Below are 15,879 nucleotides of genomic sequence, written 5' to 3' on the forward strand. Positions count from 1 at the left end.
GGGCCGGCACGCGGCGCGGTACGCGCAGGGCGCGGTCGCGGGCTGACGGCCGCCCGGACCTTACGGCACGACAGGCAGCCCCTGGATCGGCGCTGTCAACCTCCGCTCCGCAATGGCATTTTTCGGACCTGTATCGGGCGCGCGCCCGCTTCCGGCGCGCGATGGACGCTTGCGATCCGGCGAACGGGCCGGGCGAAGGCAGCTCTGCAGAGCCGACCGAAAGGCAAGGGCAAGCTGGATCGGCACCGGGGTTTCTTTGCCGAAATCATCGAGCAGGATGGTGACATCACGTTACCCGGGCTGAGTGCAGCCCTGTCTGACGTAACGCGTGTTCAGGCGCAGCTTACCGCTATCGGCAAGTTCCGTCACTTGTTGGGCTACACGTATAACAACGTCACTGGTTACGACCTCTACGCACCGGACGAATGCTGGAACTGCTTCACGGCCGCCAGCCATCTCGCAGGCTAAAGGCGGGACACTGAGCCAGCAGGTGGATGCCGCCCCCGCGCCGCGGCATATGGCCAGCTGACGCGCCCGCCCGAAAAACAGCCCACGCTTTGACATCGCCCGCGTTTTGACCAAAGTTACACCGACGGGCCGGCAGGCCCCGACGGATTGACGCGGGCGGTGATCGGACATGGACGGCAAGACCACTTTGGGCATCGTTCTGATGATCGCCTTCTCGCTGCTGGCGCCCCTGCAGGACAGCGCGGCCAAGCTGATCGGCGGGGCGGTGGCCGTGGGCGTGATCGCGACGACGCGTTTCGTTTTCCAGGCCGCGCTTCTGATGCCGCTGGCTGCCGCTTTCGGCTGGCTTCATCGGCCCGACGGGGCCGAGGCGGGGTTGCACGCGGCGCGGGCCGTCCTGCTGCTTGTCGCGACAGCTTTCTTCTTTATCGCCCTTCGCTACATGCCGATCGCGGATTCCATCGCGATCTTTTTCGTCGAGCCTTTCATCCTCACCCTGCTTGGCGGTCTTCTGCTGGGAGAACCGATCGGGCCGCGCCGTTACGTGGCCTGCAGCATCGGCTTTGCCGGCGCGTTGCTGATCATCCAGCCCAGTTTCCAGGAAGTGGGGCCGGTTGCCCTGCTGCCGCTGGTCACGGCGCTGTGCTTTGCCTTCTACATGATCCTGACGCGCCGCATGGCCACGCGGATGCATCCCATCACGCTGCAAGCCTATACCGGGCTGGCGGCCCTGGGTATCGCGCTGCCGGTGCTGTGGGCCTTTGACGGCTCGGGCGTCGCCGCCCTCGATCCCGCGTGGCCGGGCGCGCGCGACCTGTGGCTGCTTGTGCTTCTGGGCGTCGTGGCGACGCTCGGGCATGTCTGCATCAGCTTCGCGTTGTCGCTGGCGCCGGCATCGCTACTGGCGCCGATCCAGTACCTCGAGATCGTCAGCGCGACGATCTTCGGCTTCTACATCTTCGGCGACCTGCCGGATGCCCTCGGTTTCGCGGGGATCGCGCTGATCGTCGGTTCGGGGTTGTTCGTCTTTTTCCGCGAACGTCACCTGCAGCGCCGCCCGGCGCCACCACCCTGATCAAGGGGTCGGCCAAGCGGGGACAGTCGCGCCCAGCGCGCGGACCGATTCCTCGAGCATGGCTTCCGGCAGGATCACCAGCATCTTGGGCGCGGTCAGCGCAAGGTGCACCGGCCCAAGGGCCGTGTTGGACGTGCCCACGCGTCCGTCAGGCGCGAAATTGATCCCGCCGATGGGCCAGCGCAGCCCGTCGGAGACGCCCTCGACGGCGCCCATCGGGAACAGCGAGACCTCGCATCCCTCGGGCAGGTCGAGCGCAAGCGAGGGCGGCGCGAGGAAAACCAGCTCCTCGCTGCCCAGAAGGATACAGCGGTGCTGGGGGTTGCGCACCAACGTGTTGTAGGCCGCCAGCTGATGATCCAGCCGCGCGCCGGAAAACCCGATGCCGATGACCAGCGGCGCCGCGATGTTTTCAAGGCACTTGTCGAAATCCGTGTTGTGCTGATCCGGAATACGGTGCAGGGAGTCCGGGGGCAGAGTATCGCGCGCCGCCACGCTCAGGCTGTCGAAATCCCCGATTATCGCTTCCGGGGTCACCCCGTGGGCCAACGCCGCGTCGGCCCCGCCATCGGCCGCGACAAGCCGGGGCGCCAACGCACGGGAGCGCGCGATCCGCGCGTCCGTCACTTCGGCACCACCGATCAAGGTCACCGGCGCGTCTGAGCATACAATCATCGAAAACATCCCCAACTGTTGCCAGTTCATGAAACAAATCACATTCTGACCACGAAATGATACGCTAAAATTCTAAGAATCGGGCCTCTTTGGTCCTGCCTGCGAATGTAGACACGGCGGTTGCAGGTGCAGCAGAGCGAGCATTCATCATGGTCAGTACAAGTAAGATCCTCACCGTTTCCTATGGCACGTTCTCGTGTACGCTGGAAGGCTTCGACGACTCGTTCGAAACCATGAAAGCGATCGCGGAGTATTTCAGGGATCTGGCCGCGGACGACCGATATTTCGGCGCGGAACCGCCGACCCCGGACGCCGAGATGCTTGCACGGATCGCCGAGCGCGAGATTTCCCGCCACGTTCAGGCGCGGGAGGAGCGCGGCAAGATCGTGCTGCGGGCTGACGAGGCGCAGGAAGCAGCCGAGGCGCCGCCCGCCGCGGCGGACGTTGCGACCGCCCCTGCCGAACCGGCCGAGGAAGCGGCACCCGCCACGCCCGAAACGACCGCGGACGCGGCATCGCCGCCCACCCGTGAGCAGGCGGCGGCAATTCAGGCGGAAGCCCCCTTGGCCGACAAGGTGAGCGGCGCCCCGCAGGAACCGCCCGAAGAAACAGTCGCGCCCGCCGAGCCCGCCGAGGCGGCCGAAGAGCCAGCGCCCGACACTATGGCGGAGGTTGCGCCCCCCGAGGCATCGACGAGACCGAGCGCCGAAGCCGAAACGAGCGAAGCACCGCGAGAAGCGCCGGCCCCCGAAGAGCAACCGGCAGAGATGGTCGATGAGGCGGAACCGGCCGAGGCCGCCGAACCTCCGCAGGAAGACCAACCCGCCGAACACGCCGAAGCGGCGCAAATCGCCCCATCACCCGCCGAGGCCGCGGATGAGGAGCCCATCGAGATCGCCGACGAGGAGACGGAGAAACCTCGCGGCGGCGCGGGCGATGCCGTTGCGGAACCGGCCCAAGCGGCGGAGGACACCAGCATCGCGGCGCGGCTGCGGCGCATCCGGTCGGTCGTGTCCATGTCGTCATCCGCGTTCACGACAGACGAATACAGCGAAGACGAACATGCGCAGGATTTTGGCGTCGCGCCCACCGAACCGGACATGGCCGAGGAAAGCGACACCACCGGAACCGGCGATTTTTCGGATATCAGCGCCATCCTGGAAGGGAGCGCAAGCCAAGCCGACCACACGCCGCCGAAGCCCGATCGTGACCGGCAACCGGCCGAAACGGCCGGGGAAGAATCCCCCGCGCAGGAGGACGTCGAACTGGCACGGGACACGCTGGCCGAACTGCTGGCCGACTCGATGCCCGAACCCGAGCCCGCCCCGGTCAGCGAGCCCGACGCCGAGCACATACCGACCGGGAAAAGCCCGACGCGGGAACAGGCACCGGAGGCCGAGCCCAAGGACGAGACCGCAACGCCGGAAGACGCGACCGCGGCCCGGGTGTTCAAGGTCACCCGCAGCGAGTTCGAGACCGCGTTTGAAGCCACCGAAACGGAAGTCGACGAAGGCACGGAGCTCAATCTTTTCGATGAATCGACAAAAGATTTCGACACCGGCGAGACGACGCTGAGCCCCGAGGAGGAGGCCGAGCTGCAACGCGAGCTTGCGGAAGTCACGGCCGAACTTGCCGGGCCCGGGAAGGACGCCGAGACCACGGCGGATCAAGCGGAGCAACGAGAGGACGACACGGACACCGGGAGGACACCAGAGGCGCCCGAGGCCGAGCCAGCCACGACACCGCCCGAGGCCGAGTCGCGCGGCGATGCCGGGCAGGCACCGGTCCGCGGGGCGGACAAGCTGGCCCGGGCCGATGATTCCGACCTGTCGCGGATTTTCGAGGAAGCCGACCACCAGCGCGAGCAGCCGGAATCCAACCAGCGTCGCCGCGCCATCCAGCATCTGCGCGCCGCGGTCGCCGCGACACGGGCCGAGGAACGTGGCACCGAGGGGCTGACACAGGGCGTGGACGACACGCCATTCCGGTCGGACCTTGCCAGCGCGGTACGTCCGCGACGCCCGCGGGCAGGTGACACCGGGCGCGACCAACGGCCAGAGGGATCGCGCGCCGCGCCCCTTAAACTGGTGGCCGAACAGCGGGTCGATACACCGCGCCAGCCGGTTCGGCCTCGTCGCGTGTCCAAGCCCACCGAAACACAGCCATCCGCTGGGGGGGATGCCGGCGGCCGCGGTTTCTCGGAGTTTGCCGAGGACGTCGGCGCGACGCAGTTGCCCGACCTTCTGGAAGCCGCCGCCGCCTACATGGCCGATGTCGAGGGATTTCCCCAATTCTCGCGCCCGATGCTGATGGGCAAGCTGAAAGAGGTGGAAAAAGAGGGATTCTCCCGCGAGGACGGGCTGCGCTCCTTCGGGCAGCTGTTGCGGCAGGGCAAGTTGCAGAAGATCCGGGGCGGACGTTTCGCCGTCACCGAGGAAACCGATTTCCGCACCGAGGCCCGCCGGGCCGGATGACCGGACACCGCGGCAACACCGTGAAACGGTCGGAAGTCCGGCCCTCTCGGTGCGTTCGGCCCCGTTGTGCCCACCGGGGATTTGAAATCCGCCGCGCCGCTGCCATTTTATCGGTAGAGGGTTGCAAGCGTGAAGGAGCACGGGGCGCATGACCTACACCAAGGACGAAACCGCCATAGCCCGGCTGACGCCCGAACAGTACCGTGTCACCCAGCAGGACGGCACGGAACGGCCGGGGACCGGGGAATACCTGCATAACAAGGAACCCGGAATCTACGTTGATATCGTCTCGGGCGAGCCGCTATTCGCATCGGCAGACAAGTACGAATCCGGCTGCGGCTGGCCCAGCTTCACCAAGCCGCTGGTACCCGCGCATATCACCGAGTTGCGTGACACCAGCCTCGGCATGATGCGTACCGAAGTACGCAGCAGCCACGGCGACAGCCACCTGGGCCATGTCTTTCCCGACGGCCCCGCAGACCGGGGCGGCTTGCGCTACTGCATCAACTCGGCCAGCCTGCGGTTCATCCATCGCGACGACATGGAGAGCGAAGGCTACGGCGCCTACCTTGATCAAGCGGAGGAAAGATCATGACCGAACGCGCAGTTCTCGCGGGGGGATGTTTCTGGGGCATGCAGGATCTGATCCGCAAGCTGGACGGCGTGATCAGCACCCGCGTCGGCTATACCGGCGGCGATGTGCCGAACGCCACCTATCGCAATCACGGCACCCATGCCGAGGGGATCGAGATCACCTTCGACCCGGTGAAAATCAGTTATCGGCGACTCCTGGAGTATTTCTTCCAGATCCATGACCCGACCACGCTGAACCGCCAAGGCAACGACGTCGGCATGTCGTACCGGTCGGCCATCTACGTCGTGGACGACACGCAACGGCAGGTCGCGCTCGACACCATCGCGGACGTGGAGGCCAGCGGCCTCTGGCCCGGCAAGGTCGTGACCGAGGTGGAACCGGTCAGCGATTTCTGGGAAGCCGAACCGGAACATCAGGATTACCTTGAACGCTTCCCGCAGGGATACACCTGCCATTTCCCACGGCCCGATTGGGTCTTGCCGAAGCGTGACGCCGCCGAGTAACCGCGTCAGCCGGACAATATCCAGTCCACCGCGTTGGACAGGTCGGCGCAGACGCGGCTCGGCGCCGGATCGGCCCGGCTCTCGTCGCCCGGTCGATACTTGCCCGTCCGTACCAGCACCGACGCCCCCAGCCCGGCGCGCAGGGCCCCGGCGATGTCGGCTTCGGCATCGTCGCCCACCATCGCGGCGTCAGCGGCATCGCACCCCATGCTGGCCAGCGCGGCCGCGAAGAAATCCGGCGCCGGTTTGCCCAGCACCTGTGCCTTGGTGCGCGCGGCGTATTCCAGCGCCGCGACGAAGGCGCCAGCGTCGATGCTGAGCTCGCCATCGCTGTCCTTGAAACTGCGATTGGCGGCCAGCGCGACCAGCGCAGCACCCCCGTGCAGGGCGCGGAATGCAGCGTTCATCGCGTCATAGGTGAAATGCTGCGCCGCGTCGCCGACCACGACGGCGCCGGGCTTGCCGTCTTGCGGCAGATCCGCGAAATCCTCTTCAAGGTCGGGATGGACCAGCAGGTGAGGCGTCACACCATCGCGCGTCAGCGTCTCGACCGCCGCGCGCGCGGGTGTGAAAAGCTCCTCCGGGGCAATGTCGAACCCCATCTCCGCCAGCTTGCCCAGCAGCACACGGCGGGGGTCGCGCGTCGAATTCGTGATAAACCGGACCGGCAAATCCGCACCGCGCAGCCGGGCCACGGCCGCGACGGACCCGTCAATGGCCTGCCCGCCCTCGTACAGGACACCCGACAGGTCGAGAAGAACAGCCTTGATCATCGCTCAACCATGGCAATGCCGCGGGACGCGGTCAATCGCTGCCCCGTCAGGCCGCCCGGGAGCCGCCGTAGGCATGCTGGCGCACCGCTTCGGGCGTTTCGCCGTACTTGCGGCAGAACCATTTCTTCATCAGCGTGACGTTCGAGAACCCGCAAGCCACGGAGACCTCGTTCAGCGGCATGCTCGTCTGGGTCAGCAGGCTGCGTGCCCGTTCCAACCGCAGGTCACGGTAAACCTTGAGCGGGGTCTGCTCCAGCAATTCGCTGAACCCACGTTCCAGCTTGCGGGGGCTGACTTCGAGGATATCGGCGATCTGGCCGACGGTCAGCGTGTCCTCGAGGTGGTCGAGCATGATCTGCAACGCCTCGCTGATCACGAGGTTGCCCTGTGCCATGCGCTTGTACCGCCAGTGTTCGCCCGTCGGCGTCTCGGATTCGGGTTCGCTCAGGCCCAGATACCGTGACAACGCCGCGCGCGTGAATTCACCTTCGCGGGCACCGACCAGCTCCACGATCATGCGCATGGCGGCGGCCGGGCTGATGGCGCTACTGAGCGACTTGTGATGGCATGTCGCGGCCTCGACCATGTCAAGGCCGCGCCCGCATTCCCCGACGCCGGGGCGGAAATCGGGATGAACGGCAACCTGCTTGGCGCCGAGCACGCCCGCGACGAGTGGCACGAAGATGGCCGAGCCCACGACACAGACGCGCGCCGCGTTCCGGATGCCGGCGCGCAACCCGTTGAGGGCCGCACCTGTCGGCCGCCAAGGGGTATCCAGCCCTCCGACCAGCACCAACGTCTGGTCCGGGCCGCAGATCGGCGCTTGGGACAGGGCGTCGGCGCCACAAACGTGCGACCATGCATACGCCTTGTCCCCCACCATGCGGTTGGCGGCACGCAGCACGTCGATGCAGCCTTCGGCCGCGTGCGCCACCCGTTCGTTTTGCGTGATGAATACAAAATCCCCCGACAGGCTGCGCCTTGCGAGCGTGGGAGCGGCGACAGCGGAACGGGCCGTTTCAAGGTTTTCAAGATACATGACAGATCTTCCTTTCCTCGTTTTGCGCGGAGCCCTGAAATCCGCCGGTGACTTTTCTCAGCTTGTGTTCTTCAACGATGTCTCGACCGCGTGCAGGAATGATCCCGCCGACGAGCTGGCCGACAACAGCAGATAGGCATCCCCGCCCGTGCGGATGATCAGCACGCCGAGATGCTCCATGACCGTGCGATGCGCATCATCCACGGCAAAGGCATCGCGGTGCAGATCGAGCGGGCAGATCCGCTCCAGCGCGGCGCGGGACATCGGCCCGTCAACGCTCAGCCCGGTCCAGACATCCGTCTGGTCGGTTGTGTAGACCTTGCCCTTGAGTTTGTCCGCCACGACACGTTCGGCATCGGGGGTGGCATGCGTGAAAATCACGAACCCCTGATCCGGGGTCAGCCTGACAAGACGTGCGCCGTCCGCGGTGACGACGGATTTTCCCGGCTCGGGCAACGCGGCACCATAAGCATCCTGTACGGCCTTTTCGGCGTCGGCCTCGCCGCCAAGGGGCAGCGCGACAGAGACGATGGCCATATCGGCCGGCGCGGTGACGCGCGTGTCTCCGACGGCGAGATCGGTTCCCGCCAGCGGCGGGGCGGAGGTGAGGGTATAGTCAGGCACGCAGACGCTCTCCTTCCGGGTCGATGAAATGGGCCGAGCAGATCTCGACCTCCACTTCGTTGCCATGCAGCGGATTGACGGCGCGCACGATCTCGCCCTTTCGGGTATCGCCCGACTGGATGAAGCCGAGGCCGATGGAATGGCCGAGGCTGGGCGAGTAGGCCACCGAGGTCATCCAGCCCTGATCGTTGTCCATGTTCGCCGTCTCGCCGCGGTTGATGAAATGCGCCCCGGCGGTCAGCTTCTGCGCGGGGTCGACGGGCTTGAACCCCATCAACTTGACCGCGTCGTCCCGGATCATCTCGGGGCGTTGCGACAGCACGTTGCCGATGCACTCCTTCTTCTGGCTGACCATGCGGCCCATGCCCAGATTGTGCGCGGTTGTCTGCCCGGTCAGTTCGTTGCCCGCGGCATGGCCCTTCTCGATGCGCATGACGCCGAGCGCCTCGGTGCCGTAGGGGACGGCGTCGAACTCGGCCCCCGCCTGCATCAGAACGTCCATCATCGAATTGCCGTAGCGCGCCGGCACCGCGATCTCGTAGGCCAGTTCGCCGGAAAACGAGATGCGGAAAAGCCGCGCCGGCATTCCGCCGCAAACCGTCACCTCGCCGCAGGCCATGAAGGGGAACGCCTCGTTCGAGATGTCGTGGTTCTCATCGACCACCTTGCGCAGCAGCTTGCGCGCGTTGGGGCCGGCCACGGCGAACTGCGCCCAGCCGTCCGTGGTCGAGATCAGGTGCACGTCGAGGTTCGGCCAGAGGCATTGCCGCGCGAATTCGAGCCGGCGGAAAACAACAACCGCGTTGGCCGTCGTCGTGGTCATGACAAAATGGTTCTCGTCCAGCCGCGCGGTCGTCCCGTCATCATAGGCGATCCCGTCCTCGCGCAGCATCAGGCCGTAGCGCACCTTGCCCACGGGCAGCTTGGCGAAGCCGTTGGCGTAGACCTTGTTGAGAAACTCGGCGGCATCGCGGCCCTGTACGTCGATCTTGCCCAGCGTGGTCACGTCGCAGATACCGACGGAGTTGCGCGTCATTTCGACTTCGCGATCCACGCTGTCGCGCCAGCCTTTCTCGCCCGGGCGGGCGAACCATTGCGCGCGCATCCAGTTGCCGACCTCCACGAAGGTCGCGCCGTTCGCCTCGGCCCATTGGTGGCTGGGTGTCAGGCGATAGGGGCGGAAATCCTTGCCCCGCGACCGCCCGCCAAACGCGCCCATAGGCACCGGCGTGTAGGGGGGGCGGAAAATCGTCGTGCCCGTTTCGGGGACCGTCTTTCCCGTGCATTCCGCCATGATCGCAAGTGCGGGGATATTGGCCGTCTTGCCCTGGTCGGTGGCCATGCCCAGCGTCGTGTACCGCTTGAGATGCTCGACCGCGCGGAATCCCTCGCGGTAGGATTGTTTCACGTCCTTCACGGTGACGTCGTTCTGCTGATCGAGCCAAGCGCGCTTGGTGCTTTCCCTCACGTACCAGAAAGCGGCGCCATCGCGCGGTTCGTCCTCGGCATCGGGGGTCGGTGCCTTCACGGGCGAAAACCCGAGATCAGCGATCTGCGCATCCGCCGCGTCGCGCCCCGCCGCGAGGGCGGCGGCCAGCGTCAGGGCCCCGTTCGCGGCCCCGGCCACGGTCATGCCCGGCGGCAACTCGCCGCCCGGAACGAACGCATTCAGGCTGTCACGCCATTCGGGGCGGCCACGCTGGTGGCATGTCAGGTGCACGTTCGGGTTCCACCCGCCCGAGACGGCCAGACAGTCGGTAGGGACCACTTGCCCGTCGGTCAGCGTGACGGATTTCACTCCCTTGCGGCCGACCGTATCGACCACGGCCGCGCCGCGCACGTGCCGCGCTCCGGGCACGTCACAAACGGGCAGGCAGTCCCGGCTGTCGATGACCGCCGTGACCTCGACACCCTTTGCTGCCATGTCGGCGGCCGTGCGCCACCCGTCGTCGTTATTGGTGAAAACCGCAAGCTGGCGCCCCGGCGCAACGCCGAAACGGTTTGCATAAGCGCGCACCGCGCCGGCAAGCATGATGCCCGGCCGGTCGTTGTTGCCGAAGGCGATGGGCCGTTCCGTCGCCCCTGCGGCCAGAACGGCGCGCTTGCTGTAGACGCGCCAAAGAATCTGCCGCGGCTTGCCGCCACTGTCGGCAAGGTGATCGGTGCAGCGTTCGAGAGCGCCGTGAATCCCGTGGTCGAACGCGCCGTAAACGGTGGTCCGGGGCATGAGCCGCACGTTGTCCATCGCGGACAATTCGGCAACGGCGTCGCGCGCCCAGTCCGCACCGGGCCTCCCGTCAACCTCGAGCGTTTCGGCATTGAGGCGCCCGCCCGGCGTGAAGTCCTCGTCCGCGAGGATCACCCGCGCGCCGGCCCGCCCGGCGGCCAGCGCGGCCGACAGCCCGGCCGGCCCGGCGCCGATCACCAGAAGATCGCAATGCACGAATCCCTTGTCGTAACTGTCGGGGTCTTCCTTCATGGACAGGCGCCCGAGGCCCGCGGACGCGCGGATCGCCGGCTCGTAAAGCTTTTCCCAGAACGCTTTCGGCCACATGAAGGTCTTGTAGTAGAAACCGGCCGACAGGAACGGCGACATAAGGTCCGTCACCGCCATCAGGTCATATTCGAGCGACCCACGATGGTTCTGGCTGTTGGCGCGCAGATCGTCGAACAGCTCGACCGTCGTGGCCCGCGTATTCGGCTCCTGATACGCACCGCTGCGCAGTTCCACGAGCGCGTTGGGTTCCTCGGACCCGGCCGTGAGTATGCCGCGCGGGCGGTGATACTTGAAGGACCGCCCCACGAGCCGCTGACCGTTGGCCAGCAGCGCCGAAGCGAGCGTGTCACCGGGATGGCCCTTCATCCATTTGTCGTTGAACCGAAAGCTGATCTCGGTCGAGCGGTCCACCTGGCCGCCGCTGATACGGTTGATCTGGCTCATCTGTCGCGCCCCCTGCCGCGTGCCACGTCACGGGCCATTTCCACCCTCGTGATCTCATGGGTAAGCGTGCTTCGTGTCACCACGAGCCAAGAACGGTCCCCCTGCTCGTGGTACCACAACTCCTGGTGTTCGCCGGCCGGGTTATCGCGCAGATACCCGTAGTCGTGGAACTTTTCCATCGCGTCCTCGGCCTGCCAGTCGGGCCGGTCGATCAGGGCCGCATCCCCGAGATAGACGAATTCGGCGGCATCGCGGGGGCCTAGAAGCGGGTGCTTGATAATCATGCTCTGTCCCTCCTCAATGCAGGTTGGGCTGGTTGCCCACGCCCTTTTCGTCGATGATGTTCCCGCGGCGGAACCGGTCGAGGCGCATCTGTGTCGCCGTCGGGTGCGGCTCGTCCTTGGCCAGCAGATGGGCGTAGCAATAGCCGCTTGCCGGTGTCGCCTTGAAGCCGCCATAGCACCAGCCGCCATTGAAATAGAGCCCGTCGATATGGGTGCGGTCGATGAAGGGCGACCCGTCCATCGACATGTCCATCACCCCGCCCCAGCTGCGCAGCAAGCGCGCCCGCCCGATCATGGGCATGATCGCCATGCCGCCCTCGGCCACGTCCTCGATCACCGGCAGGTTGCCGCGTTGGGCATAAGTGTTGTAACCGTCGATGTCCCCGCCGAAGACCAGCCCGCCCTTGTCGGACTGGCTGACGTAGAAATGGCCGGCACCGAAGGTCACAACCCCAGGAAGAACAGGTTTCAGACCCTCGGTGACGAACGCCTGCAACACGTGGGACTCGATCGGCAGACGCATTCCGGCCTTCGCCATCACGCGCCCCGAGGACCCGGCGACGCAGACAGCTACCTTTTTCGCGCGGATCGCACCGCGCGAGGTTTCGACGCCGCGGCACTTGCCGCCCTCGATGTCGAAACCCGTGACCTCGCAATTCTGGATGATATCGACACCGTGGCTGTCTGCCCCGCGCGCATAGCCCCACGCCACCGCGTCGTGCCGCACGGTGCCGCCGCGCCGCTGGAACAGCCCGCCCTTGATCGGGAAGCGGGCGTTGTCGAAATCGAGAAACGGCAACTCGGCCCGCAGCTGGTCGGCATCGGCAATCTCGGCATCGGCCCCGGCCAGCAGCATCGCGTTGCCCCGACGCACGAACGAATCACGCTGCGCGTCCGAATGGAAAAGGTTCAGGATCGACCGCTGGCTGATCATCGCATTGTAGTTGAAATCCTGCTCGAGGTTTTCCCACAGCTTCAGCGACAATTCGTAGAACGGCTCGTTCCCCGGCAGCATGTAGTTCGACCGGATGATCGTGGTGTTGCGCCCGATATTGCCCGATCCCAGCCAGCCTTTCTCGAGAACCGCGATATTGCGCATCCCGAATTCCTTGGCCAGGTAATAGGCCGTCGCCAGCCCGTGCCCCCCGGCACCGATGATGACAATGTCATATTCGGGCTTCGGATCGGGCTCGCGCCACACGGGTTTCCACCCCTTGTTGCCGGTCAGCCCCTCGCGGAATATCTTGAAAGCGTTGTAGCGCATCGCCGTGCAATCCCGTGTCTGTGTCATCCCGACTCTGGCCCGGAATTCGGTCATGTACTTTCACGATTTGGACGAATATATTTCCCGAATGGACAATATTGGTTCAAATTCCGTGACCACACGGCGAATCGGCCTGCTGCCGCTCGACGGTTTCGCACTGATGTCCTACGCCGCGCTTGTGGAGCCCATGCGCGCCGCCAACCTGCTGGCGCGGCGCGCGCTTTACGAAATGATCAATATCGGGATGACCGATGGCCCGATCCCCAGCTCGGGCGCGGCCACCGTGACCCCGCAGGCGCACATGCGCGACGATCCCCGGCTCGATTACCTCTTCGTGGTGGCCGGCGGCGATCCGGCGCGGCATGACAGACGCCAGATCATCAATTACCTCGCGCGGATGGCGCGCGCCGGCGTGACGCTGGGCGGTGTGTCGGGGGGCCCCATCGTTCTCGCGCGGGCCGGGCTGATGGAAGGGCGCCGCATGACCGTTCACTGGGAACACGCCGCGGCGCTGTCGGAAATCTCGCCTCACCTGCTGATCGAGCGCACGCTTTACGTCATCGATCGCGACCGTGTCACCTGCGCAGGGGGCACAGCGCCCATGGACCTGATGCACGCGCTCATCACCCGTCACCACGGCGCCCCTTTCGCGCGGCTGGTCAGCGACTGGTTCATGCACACCGAGGTGCGCCCGTCGGCCGGGCCGCAACGGGCGGGCCTCGTCGAGCGTGTCGGCTCGAACAACGCTGCCATCCTGTACGCGGTGGAGATGATGGAAAGCCACGTCGCCGATCCGGTGACGCTGGAGGACCTTGCACAGGTGGCCGGCGTCTCGCCACGCCAGCTCAACCGCCTTTTCCGCGAGAAGCTGGGCCTCGCCACGATGCGGTATTACCGCGACCTCCGGCTGGAAAAGGCGCAGGGCCTTTTGCGCAACGCGCCGATGTCCCTGACCGAGATCGCGCTGGCCACCGGCTTTGCCAGCTCGTCGCATTTCTCCCGCGCCTATTCCGCCCGCTACGGCGAGCCGCCTTCGGCGTATCGATGACACCGGGCCGGGATTTGCGTCACGCGGCCGGCCATTTGCGGCGCCGCCTTGTCATCGCCCGCCCTGCCGGCCTAGGGTCGGCCGCAACCCGAAGGAGGACCGCATGCATATACTGGTGCTGCAACATGAACGCGTGGAGCATCCCGGCATTTTCCGCCGCTTCCTCGACGAGGACGGGCACAGCTGGGACACTGTTGAGCTCGACGCGGGCGATGCGCTGCCCGACCTCGACGATTACGATGCGCTGTGGGTCCTCGGCGGGCCAATGGATGTCTGGCAGGAAGACGCCCACCCGTGGCTGAAGGAGGAAAAGGCGTTCATCCGCGACGCCGTTGTCGATCGCGGCATGCCCTATTTCGGCCTTTGCCTCGGCCATCAACTTCTGGCCGAGGCACTGGGCGGCACGGTCGGCCCGTCCGAGACGCCCGAAATCGGCGTCAAGGAGGTGCAACTGACCGAGGCAGGCGCCTCCGGCGTGCTTTTCGACGGGGTGCCCGAGAAATTCGACTGCCTCCAATGGCATTCCGCCGAAATCAAGAGCCTGCCCGAGGGAATACAGGTGCTCGCCACCTCGCCCGCCTGCCCGGTACAGGCCATGAAATGGCAGACGCGCGCCTTCGGGCTGCAATTCCACGTGGAAATCGAATCCGACACGGTCCGTGACTGGCAGGCGGTCCCGGCCTATGCCGAAGCCCTTGAAAAAGCGCTCGGTTCCCATGCCCTGAAAGATCTCGAAAATGCCTGCGCCGCGCGGATGGAGGATTTCAACGCGCTCGCCGAGCGGCTCTACATCAACTGGCTGCAGGCCACGGCCCGCACCTGACGGCGCCGCGCGGCCTCACCGGGCCGCCTGCCAGCCCGCCGATTGCATCTCGCGCAGGCGGCTGGCGGTTCGCTCGAACTCGAACGTGCCCTCACCTTCGAGATACAGGTACTCCGGCTCGGCCGCGGCGGAACAGATCAGCGTGACACCGGCCTCGTAAAGCGCATCGACCAGCGTGACGAAACGCTTCGCCTCGTTGAAGTTCGACCGCCCGAGCTGCGGTATGTTCTCAAGTACGAGGACACGGGCCGCCTCGGCCAGCGCAAGGAAATCCGCCGGGCCGAGCGGCTTGGCACACAGATCATAGAACCCTGCCCGCACCACGCCGTTGTGAAAGGCCGGGATCTCGACCGCGCGCTTGTTCACGATCAGGCGGTGCGGCGCGCCCTGCCCACCCGTCAGGTCCTGCCATACCGCGTCGATGTTCGCGCGCGCCTCGGCATCCAGCGGGGTGAAATAGCTGGTCGCGCCCGCCAGCTTGTCCTGCCGGTAATCCCTCGGCCCGGCCATTTCATGCACCACCATCCGCTCCTTCACCAGCGCGATGAAGGGCAGGAAAAGCTGGCGGTTCAGCCCGTCCTTGTACAGATCGTCCGGCACACGGTTGGACGTGGTGACGATCACGACCCCCGCGGCGAAAAGCGCCTCGAACAGCCGCCCCACGATCATGGCATCGGTGATGTCGGTGATCTGCATCTCGTCGAAGGCCAGCAGCCGGACACTCTCGGCGACCCGCGCGGCAACGGGGGCCAGCGCGTCCTCCACGCCATCCTGCCGGGCCCTGTGCATCCCGGCATGTATCTCCTGCATGAACGCATGAAAGTGAACCCGCCGCTTGGGCACGGAAATACTGTCAACGAACATGTCCATGAGCATCGATTTCCCGCGCCCGACACCGCCCCAGACATACAGCCCCATGGGCGGCTCGGGCGCCTTGCGGAACCAGCCACGCTTGACGGGCTTGTCCAGCTCGGCGCGGATACGCTCCAGCTCGGCGATCACGCCTTCCTGCGCCGGGTCACGGCTCAACTCACCAGCCTCCACCATGCGGTCATATATGCGGGGCAGCGTTTCCATTCTTTCCCGATAGCGCGGCACGCGGCCCGTGAAAAGCACCGATCACCGCCCACCCGCGCGCGAGACTTCCATCACCTTCCCGCCCGGCCGCGCCGCATCGCGACAACCCGGCCTTCTTCTTGGCAAAAATACCCTCGCCGAAGGCGTCCGCCGTGACCGCGAGCGCCCGCCGTCGGCACGGCAGCGCAGGCCGTCGTGCCCCCGGCCCGAGCCGCC

15 protein-coding genes and 1 pseudogene are annotated in these 15,879 nt (G+C 66.0%); 7 read left to right on the plus strand and 9 right to left on the minus strand.

Translation table 11 applies throughout. The annotated features are described in order from the left end of the window. Positions 1-468: pseudogene (locus ACH107_RS22725) on the plus strand (hypothetical protein); the annotation flags it as partial. A 169-nt stretch (positions 469-637) separates the two neighbouring features. Further along, positions 638-1,543, plus strand: a complete 906-nt coding sequence (locus tag ACH107_RS22730; protein ID WP_412507759.1) for a DMT family transporter — start codon at positions 638-640, stop codon at positions 1,541-1,543. On the opposite strand, the gene ACH107_RS22735 is transcribed toward ACH107_RS22730, so the two are convergent. Then, on the minus strand, positions 1,544-2,218 hold the full coding sequence (locus tag ACH107_RS22735; RefSeq protein WP_412507760.1) for a thiamine diphosphokinase: 675 nt from the start codon (positions 2,216-2,218) through the stop codon (positions 1,544-1,546). It lies immediately after the preceding gene. Between the two features lie 149 nt (positions 2,219-2,367). On the opposite strand from ACH107_RS22735, the gene ACH107_RS22740 reads away from it, so the two are divergent. The 3 genes from ACH107_RS22740 (at position 2,368) to msrA (ending at position 5,790) form a co-directional block, all read left to right on the plus strand. Then, positions 2,368-4,692, plus strand: a complete 2,325-nt coding sequence (locus tag ACH107_RS22740; RefSeq protein WP_412507761.1) for a hypothetical protein — start codon at positions 2,368-2,370, stop codon at positions 4,690-4,692. A 148-nt stretch (positions 4,693-4,840) separates the two neighbouring features. After that, complete coding sequence (msrB, locus tag ACH107_RS22745; RefSeq protein ID WP_412507762.1) at positions 4,841-5,287, plus strand: peptide-methionine (R)-S-oxide reductase MsrB; 447 nt, start codon at positions 4,841-4,843, stop codon at positions 5,285-5,287. Continuing rightward, positions 5,284-5,790: a peptide-methionine (S)-S-oxide reductase MsrA gene (gene msrA, locus ACH107_RS22750; RefSeq protein WP_412507763.1), complete on the plus strand. Its 507-nt coding sequence runs from the start codon at positions 5,284-5,286 to the stop codon at positions 5,788-5,790. Before msrB ends, msrA begins: the two co-directional genes overlap by 4 nt. Before the next feature lie 5 nt (positions 5,791-5,795). On the opposite strand, the gene ACH107_RS22755 is transcribed toward msrA, so the two are convergent. The 6 genes from ACH107_RS22755 to ACH107_RS22780 are packed head-to-tail and all read right to left on the minus strand — an operon-like array spanning position 5,796 to position 12,715. Continuing rightward, a complete protein-coding gene (locus tag ACH107_RS22755) occupies positions 5,796-6,563 on the minus strand; it encodes a TIGR01458 family HAD-type hydrolase (protein WP_412507764.1) in 768 nt (255 codons plus the stop codon). Positions 6,564-6,609: 46 nt separating this feature from the next. Next, the gene (locus tag ACH107_RS22760) at positions 6,610-7,602 is read right to left on the minus strand and encodes a helix-turn-helix domain-containing protein (protein WP_412507766.1); all 993 of its coding nucleotides are present in this window, start codon (positions 7,600-7,602) and stop codon (positions 6,610-6,612) included. Between the two features lie 57 nt (positions 7,603-7,659). Then, entirely contained in the window at positions 7,660-8,226 is a 567-nt protein-coding gene (locus tag ACH107_RS22765) for a sarcosine oxidase subunit gamma (protein WP_412507767.1), read from the minus strand. Continuing rightward, the gene (locus ACH107_RS22770) at positions 8,219-11,167 is read right to left on the minus strand and encodes a sarcosine oxidase subunit alpha family protein (protein WP_412507768.1); all 2,949 of its coding nucleotides are present in this window, start codon (positions 11,165-11,167) and stop codon (positions 8,219-8,221) included. The genes ACH107_RS22765 and ACH107_RS22770 overlap by 8 nt, the downstream gene beginning before the upstream one ends. After that, the gene (locus ACH107_RS22775; RefSeq protein ID WP_412507770.1) at positions 11,164-11,451 is read right to left on the minus strand and encodes a sarcosine oxidase subunit delta; all 288 of its coding nucleotides are present in this window, start codon (positions 11,449-11,451) and stop codon (positions 11,164-11,166) included. The genes ACH107_RS22770 and ACH107_RS22775 overlap by 4 nt, the downstream gene beginning before the upstream one ends. A 13-nt stretch (positions 11,452-11,464) precedes the next feature. Then, positions 11,465-12,715: a sarcosine oxidase subunit beta family protein gene (locus ACH107_RS22780; RefSeq protein WP_412507776.1), complete on the minus strand. Its 1,251-nt coding sequence runs from the start codon at positions 12,713-12,715 to the stop codon at positions 11,465-11,467. 112 nt (positions 12,716-12,827) lie between these two features. On the opposite strand from ACH107_RS22780, the gene ACH107_RS22785 reads away from it, so the two are divergent. Further along, positions 12,828-13,763, plus strand: coding sequence for a GlxA family transcriptional regulator (locus ACH107_RS22785; RefSeq protein ID WP_412507771.1), 936 nt, complete (start codon positions 12,828-12,830; stop codon positions 13,761-13,763). A gap of 103 nt (positions 13,764-13,866) precedes the next feature. Beyond that, positions 13,867-14,586, plus strand: coding sequence for a type 1 glutamine amidotransferase (locus ACH107_RS22790; protein WP_412507772.1), 720 nt, complete (start codon positions 13,867-13,869; stop codon positions 14,584-14,586). Between the two features lie 15 nt (positions 14,587-14,601). On the opposite strand, the gene zapE is transcribed toward ACH107_RS22790, so the two are convergent. Together zapE and ACH107_RS22800 are read right to left on the minus strand one after the other, a co-directional pair. Next, on the minus strand, positions 14,602-15,663 hold the full coding sequence (gene zapE, locus ACH107_RS22795) for a cell division protein ZapE (protein WP_412507774.1): 1,062 nt from the start codon (positions 15,661-15,663) through the stop codon (positions 14,602-14,604). After that, positions 15,638-15,879, minus strand: a 242-nt coding sequence (locus ACH107_RS22800; protein WP_412507775.1) for a hypothetical protein, incomplete at its 5' end; no start/stop codon positions are given. The genes ACH107_RS22800 and zapE, both read right to left, overlap by 26 nt.

Source organism: Roseovarius halophilus (ex Wu et al. 2025), assembly GCF_047086965.1.

Excerpts from the sequence above, each read along its gene's own strand:
- zapE (WP_412507774.1), bottom strand. The coding sequence starts at position 15,663 with ATGGAAACGCTGCCCCGCATATATGACCGCATGGTGGAGGCTGGTGAG.
- ACH107_RS22775 (WP_412507770.1), bottom strand. The coding sequence starts at position 11,451 with ATGATTATCAAGCACCCGCTTCTAGGCCCCCGCGATGCCGCCGAATTC.
- ACH107_RS22735 (WP_412507760.1), bottom strand. The coding sequence starts at position 2,218 with ATGATTGTATGCTCAGACGCGCCGGTGACCTTGATCGGTGGTGCCGAA.
- msrB (WP_412507762.1), top strand. The coding sequence starts at position 4,841 with ATGACCTACACCAAGGACGAAACCGCCATAGCCCGGCTGACGCCCGAA.
- ACH107_RS22755 (WP_412507764.1), bottom strand. The coding sequence starts at position 6,563 with ATGATCAAGGCTGTTCTTCTCGACCTGTCGGGTGTCCTGTACGAGGGC.
- ACH107_RS22760 (WP_412507766.1), bottom strand. The coding sequence starts at position 7,602 with ATGTATCTTGAAAACCTTGAAACGGCCCGTTCCGCTGTCGCCGCTCCC.
- ACH107_RS22730 (WP_412507759.1), top strand. The coding sequence starts at position 638 with ATGGACGGCAAGACCACTTTGGGCATCGTTCTGATGATCGCCTTCTCG.
- ACH107_RS22780 (WP_412507776.1), bottom strand. The coding sequence starts at position 12,715 with ATGCGCTACAACGCTTTCAAGATATTCCGCGAGGGGCTGACCGGCAAC.
- ACH107_RS22790 (WP_412507772.1), top strand. The coding sequence starts at position 13,867 with ATGCATATACTGGTGCTGCAACATGAACGCGTGGAGCATCCCGGCATT.
- ACH107_RS22770 (WP_412507768.1), bottom strand. The coding sequence starts at position 11,167 with ATGAGCCAGATCAACCGTATCAGCGGCGGCCAGGTGGACCGCTCGACC.
- ACH107_RS22740 (WP_412507761.1), top strand. The coding sequence starts at position 2,368 with ATGGTCAGTACAAGTAAGATCCTCACCGTTTCCTATGGCACGTTCTCG.
- msrA (WP_412507763.1), top strand. The coding sequence starts at position 5,284 with ATGACCGAACGCGCAGTTCTCGCGGGGGGATGTTTCTGGGGCATGCAG.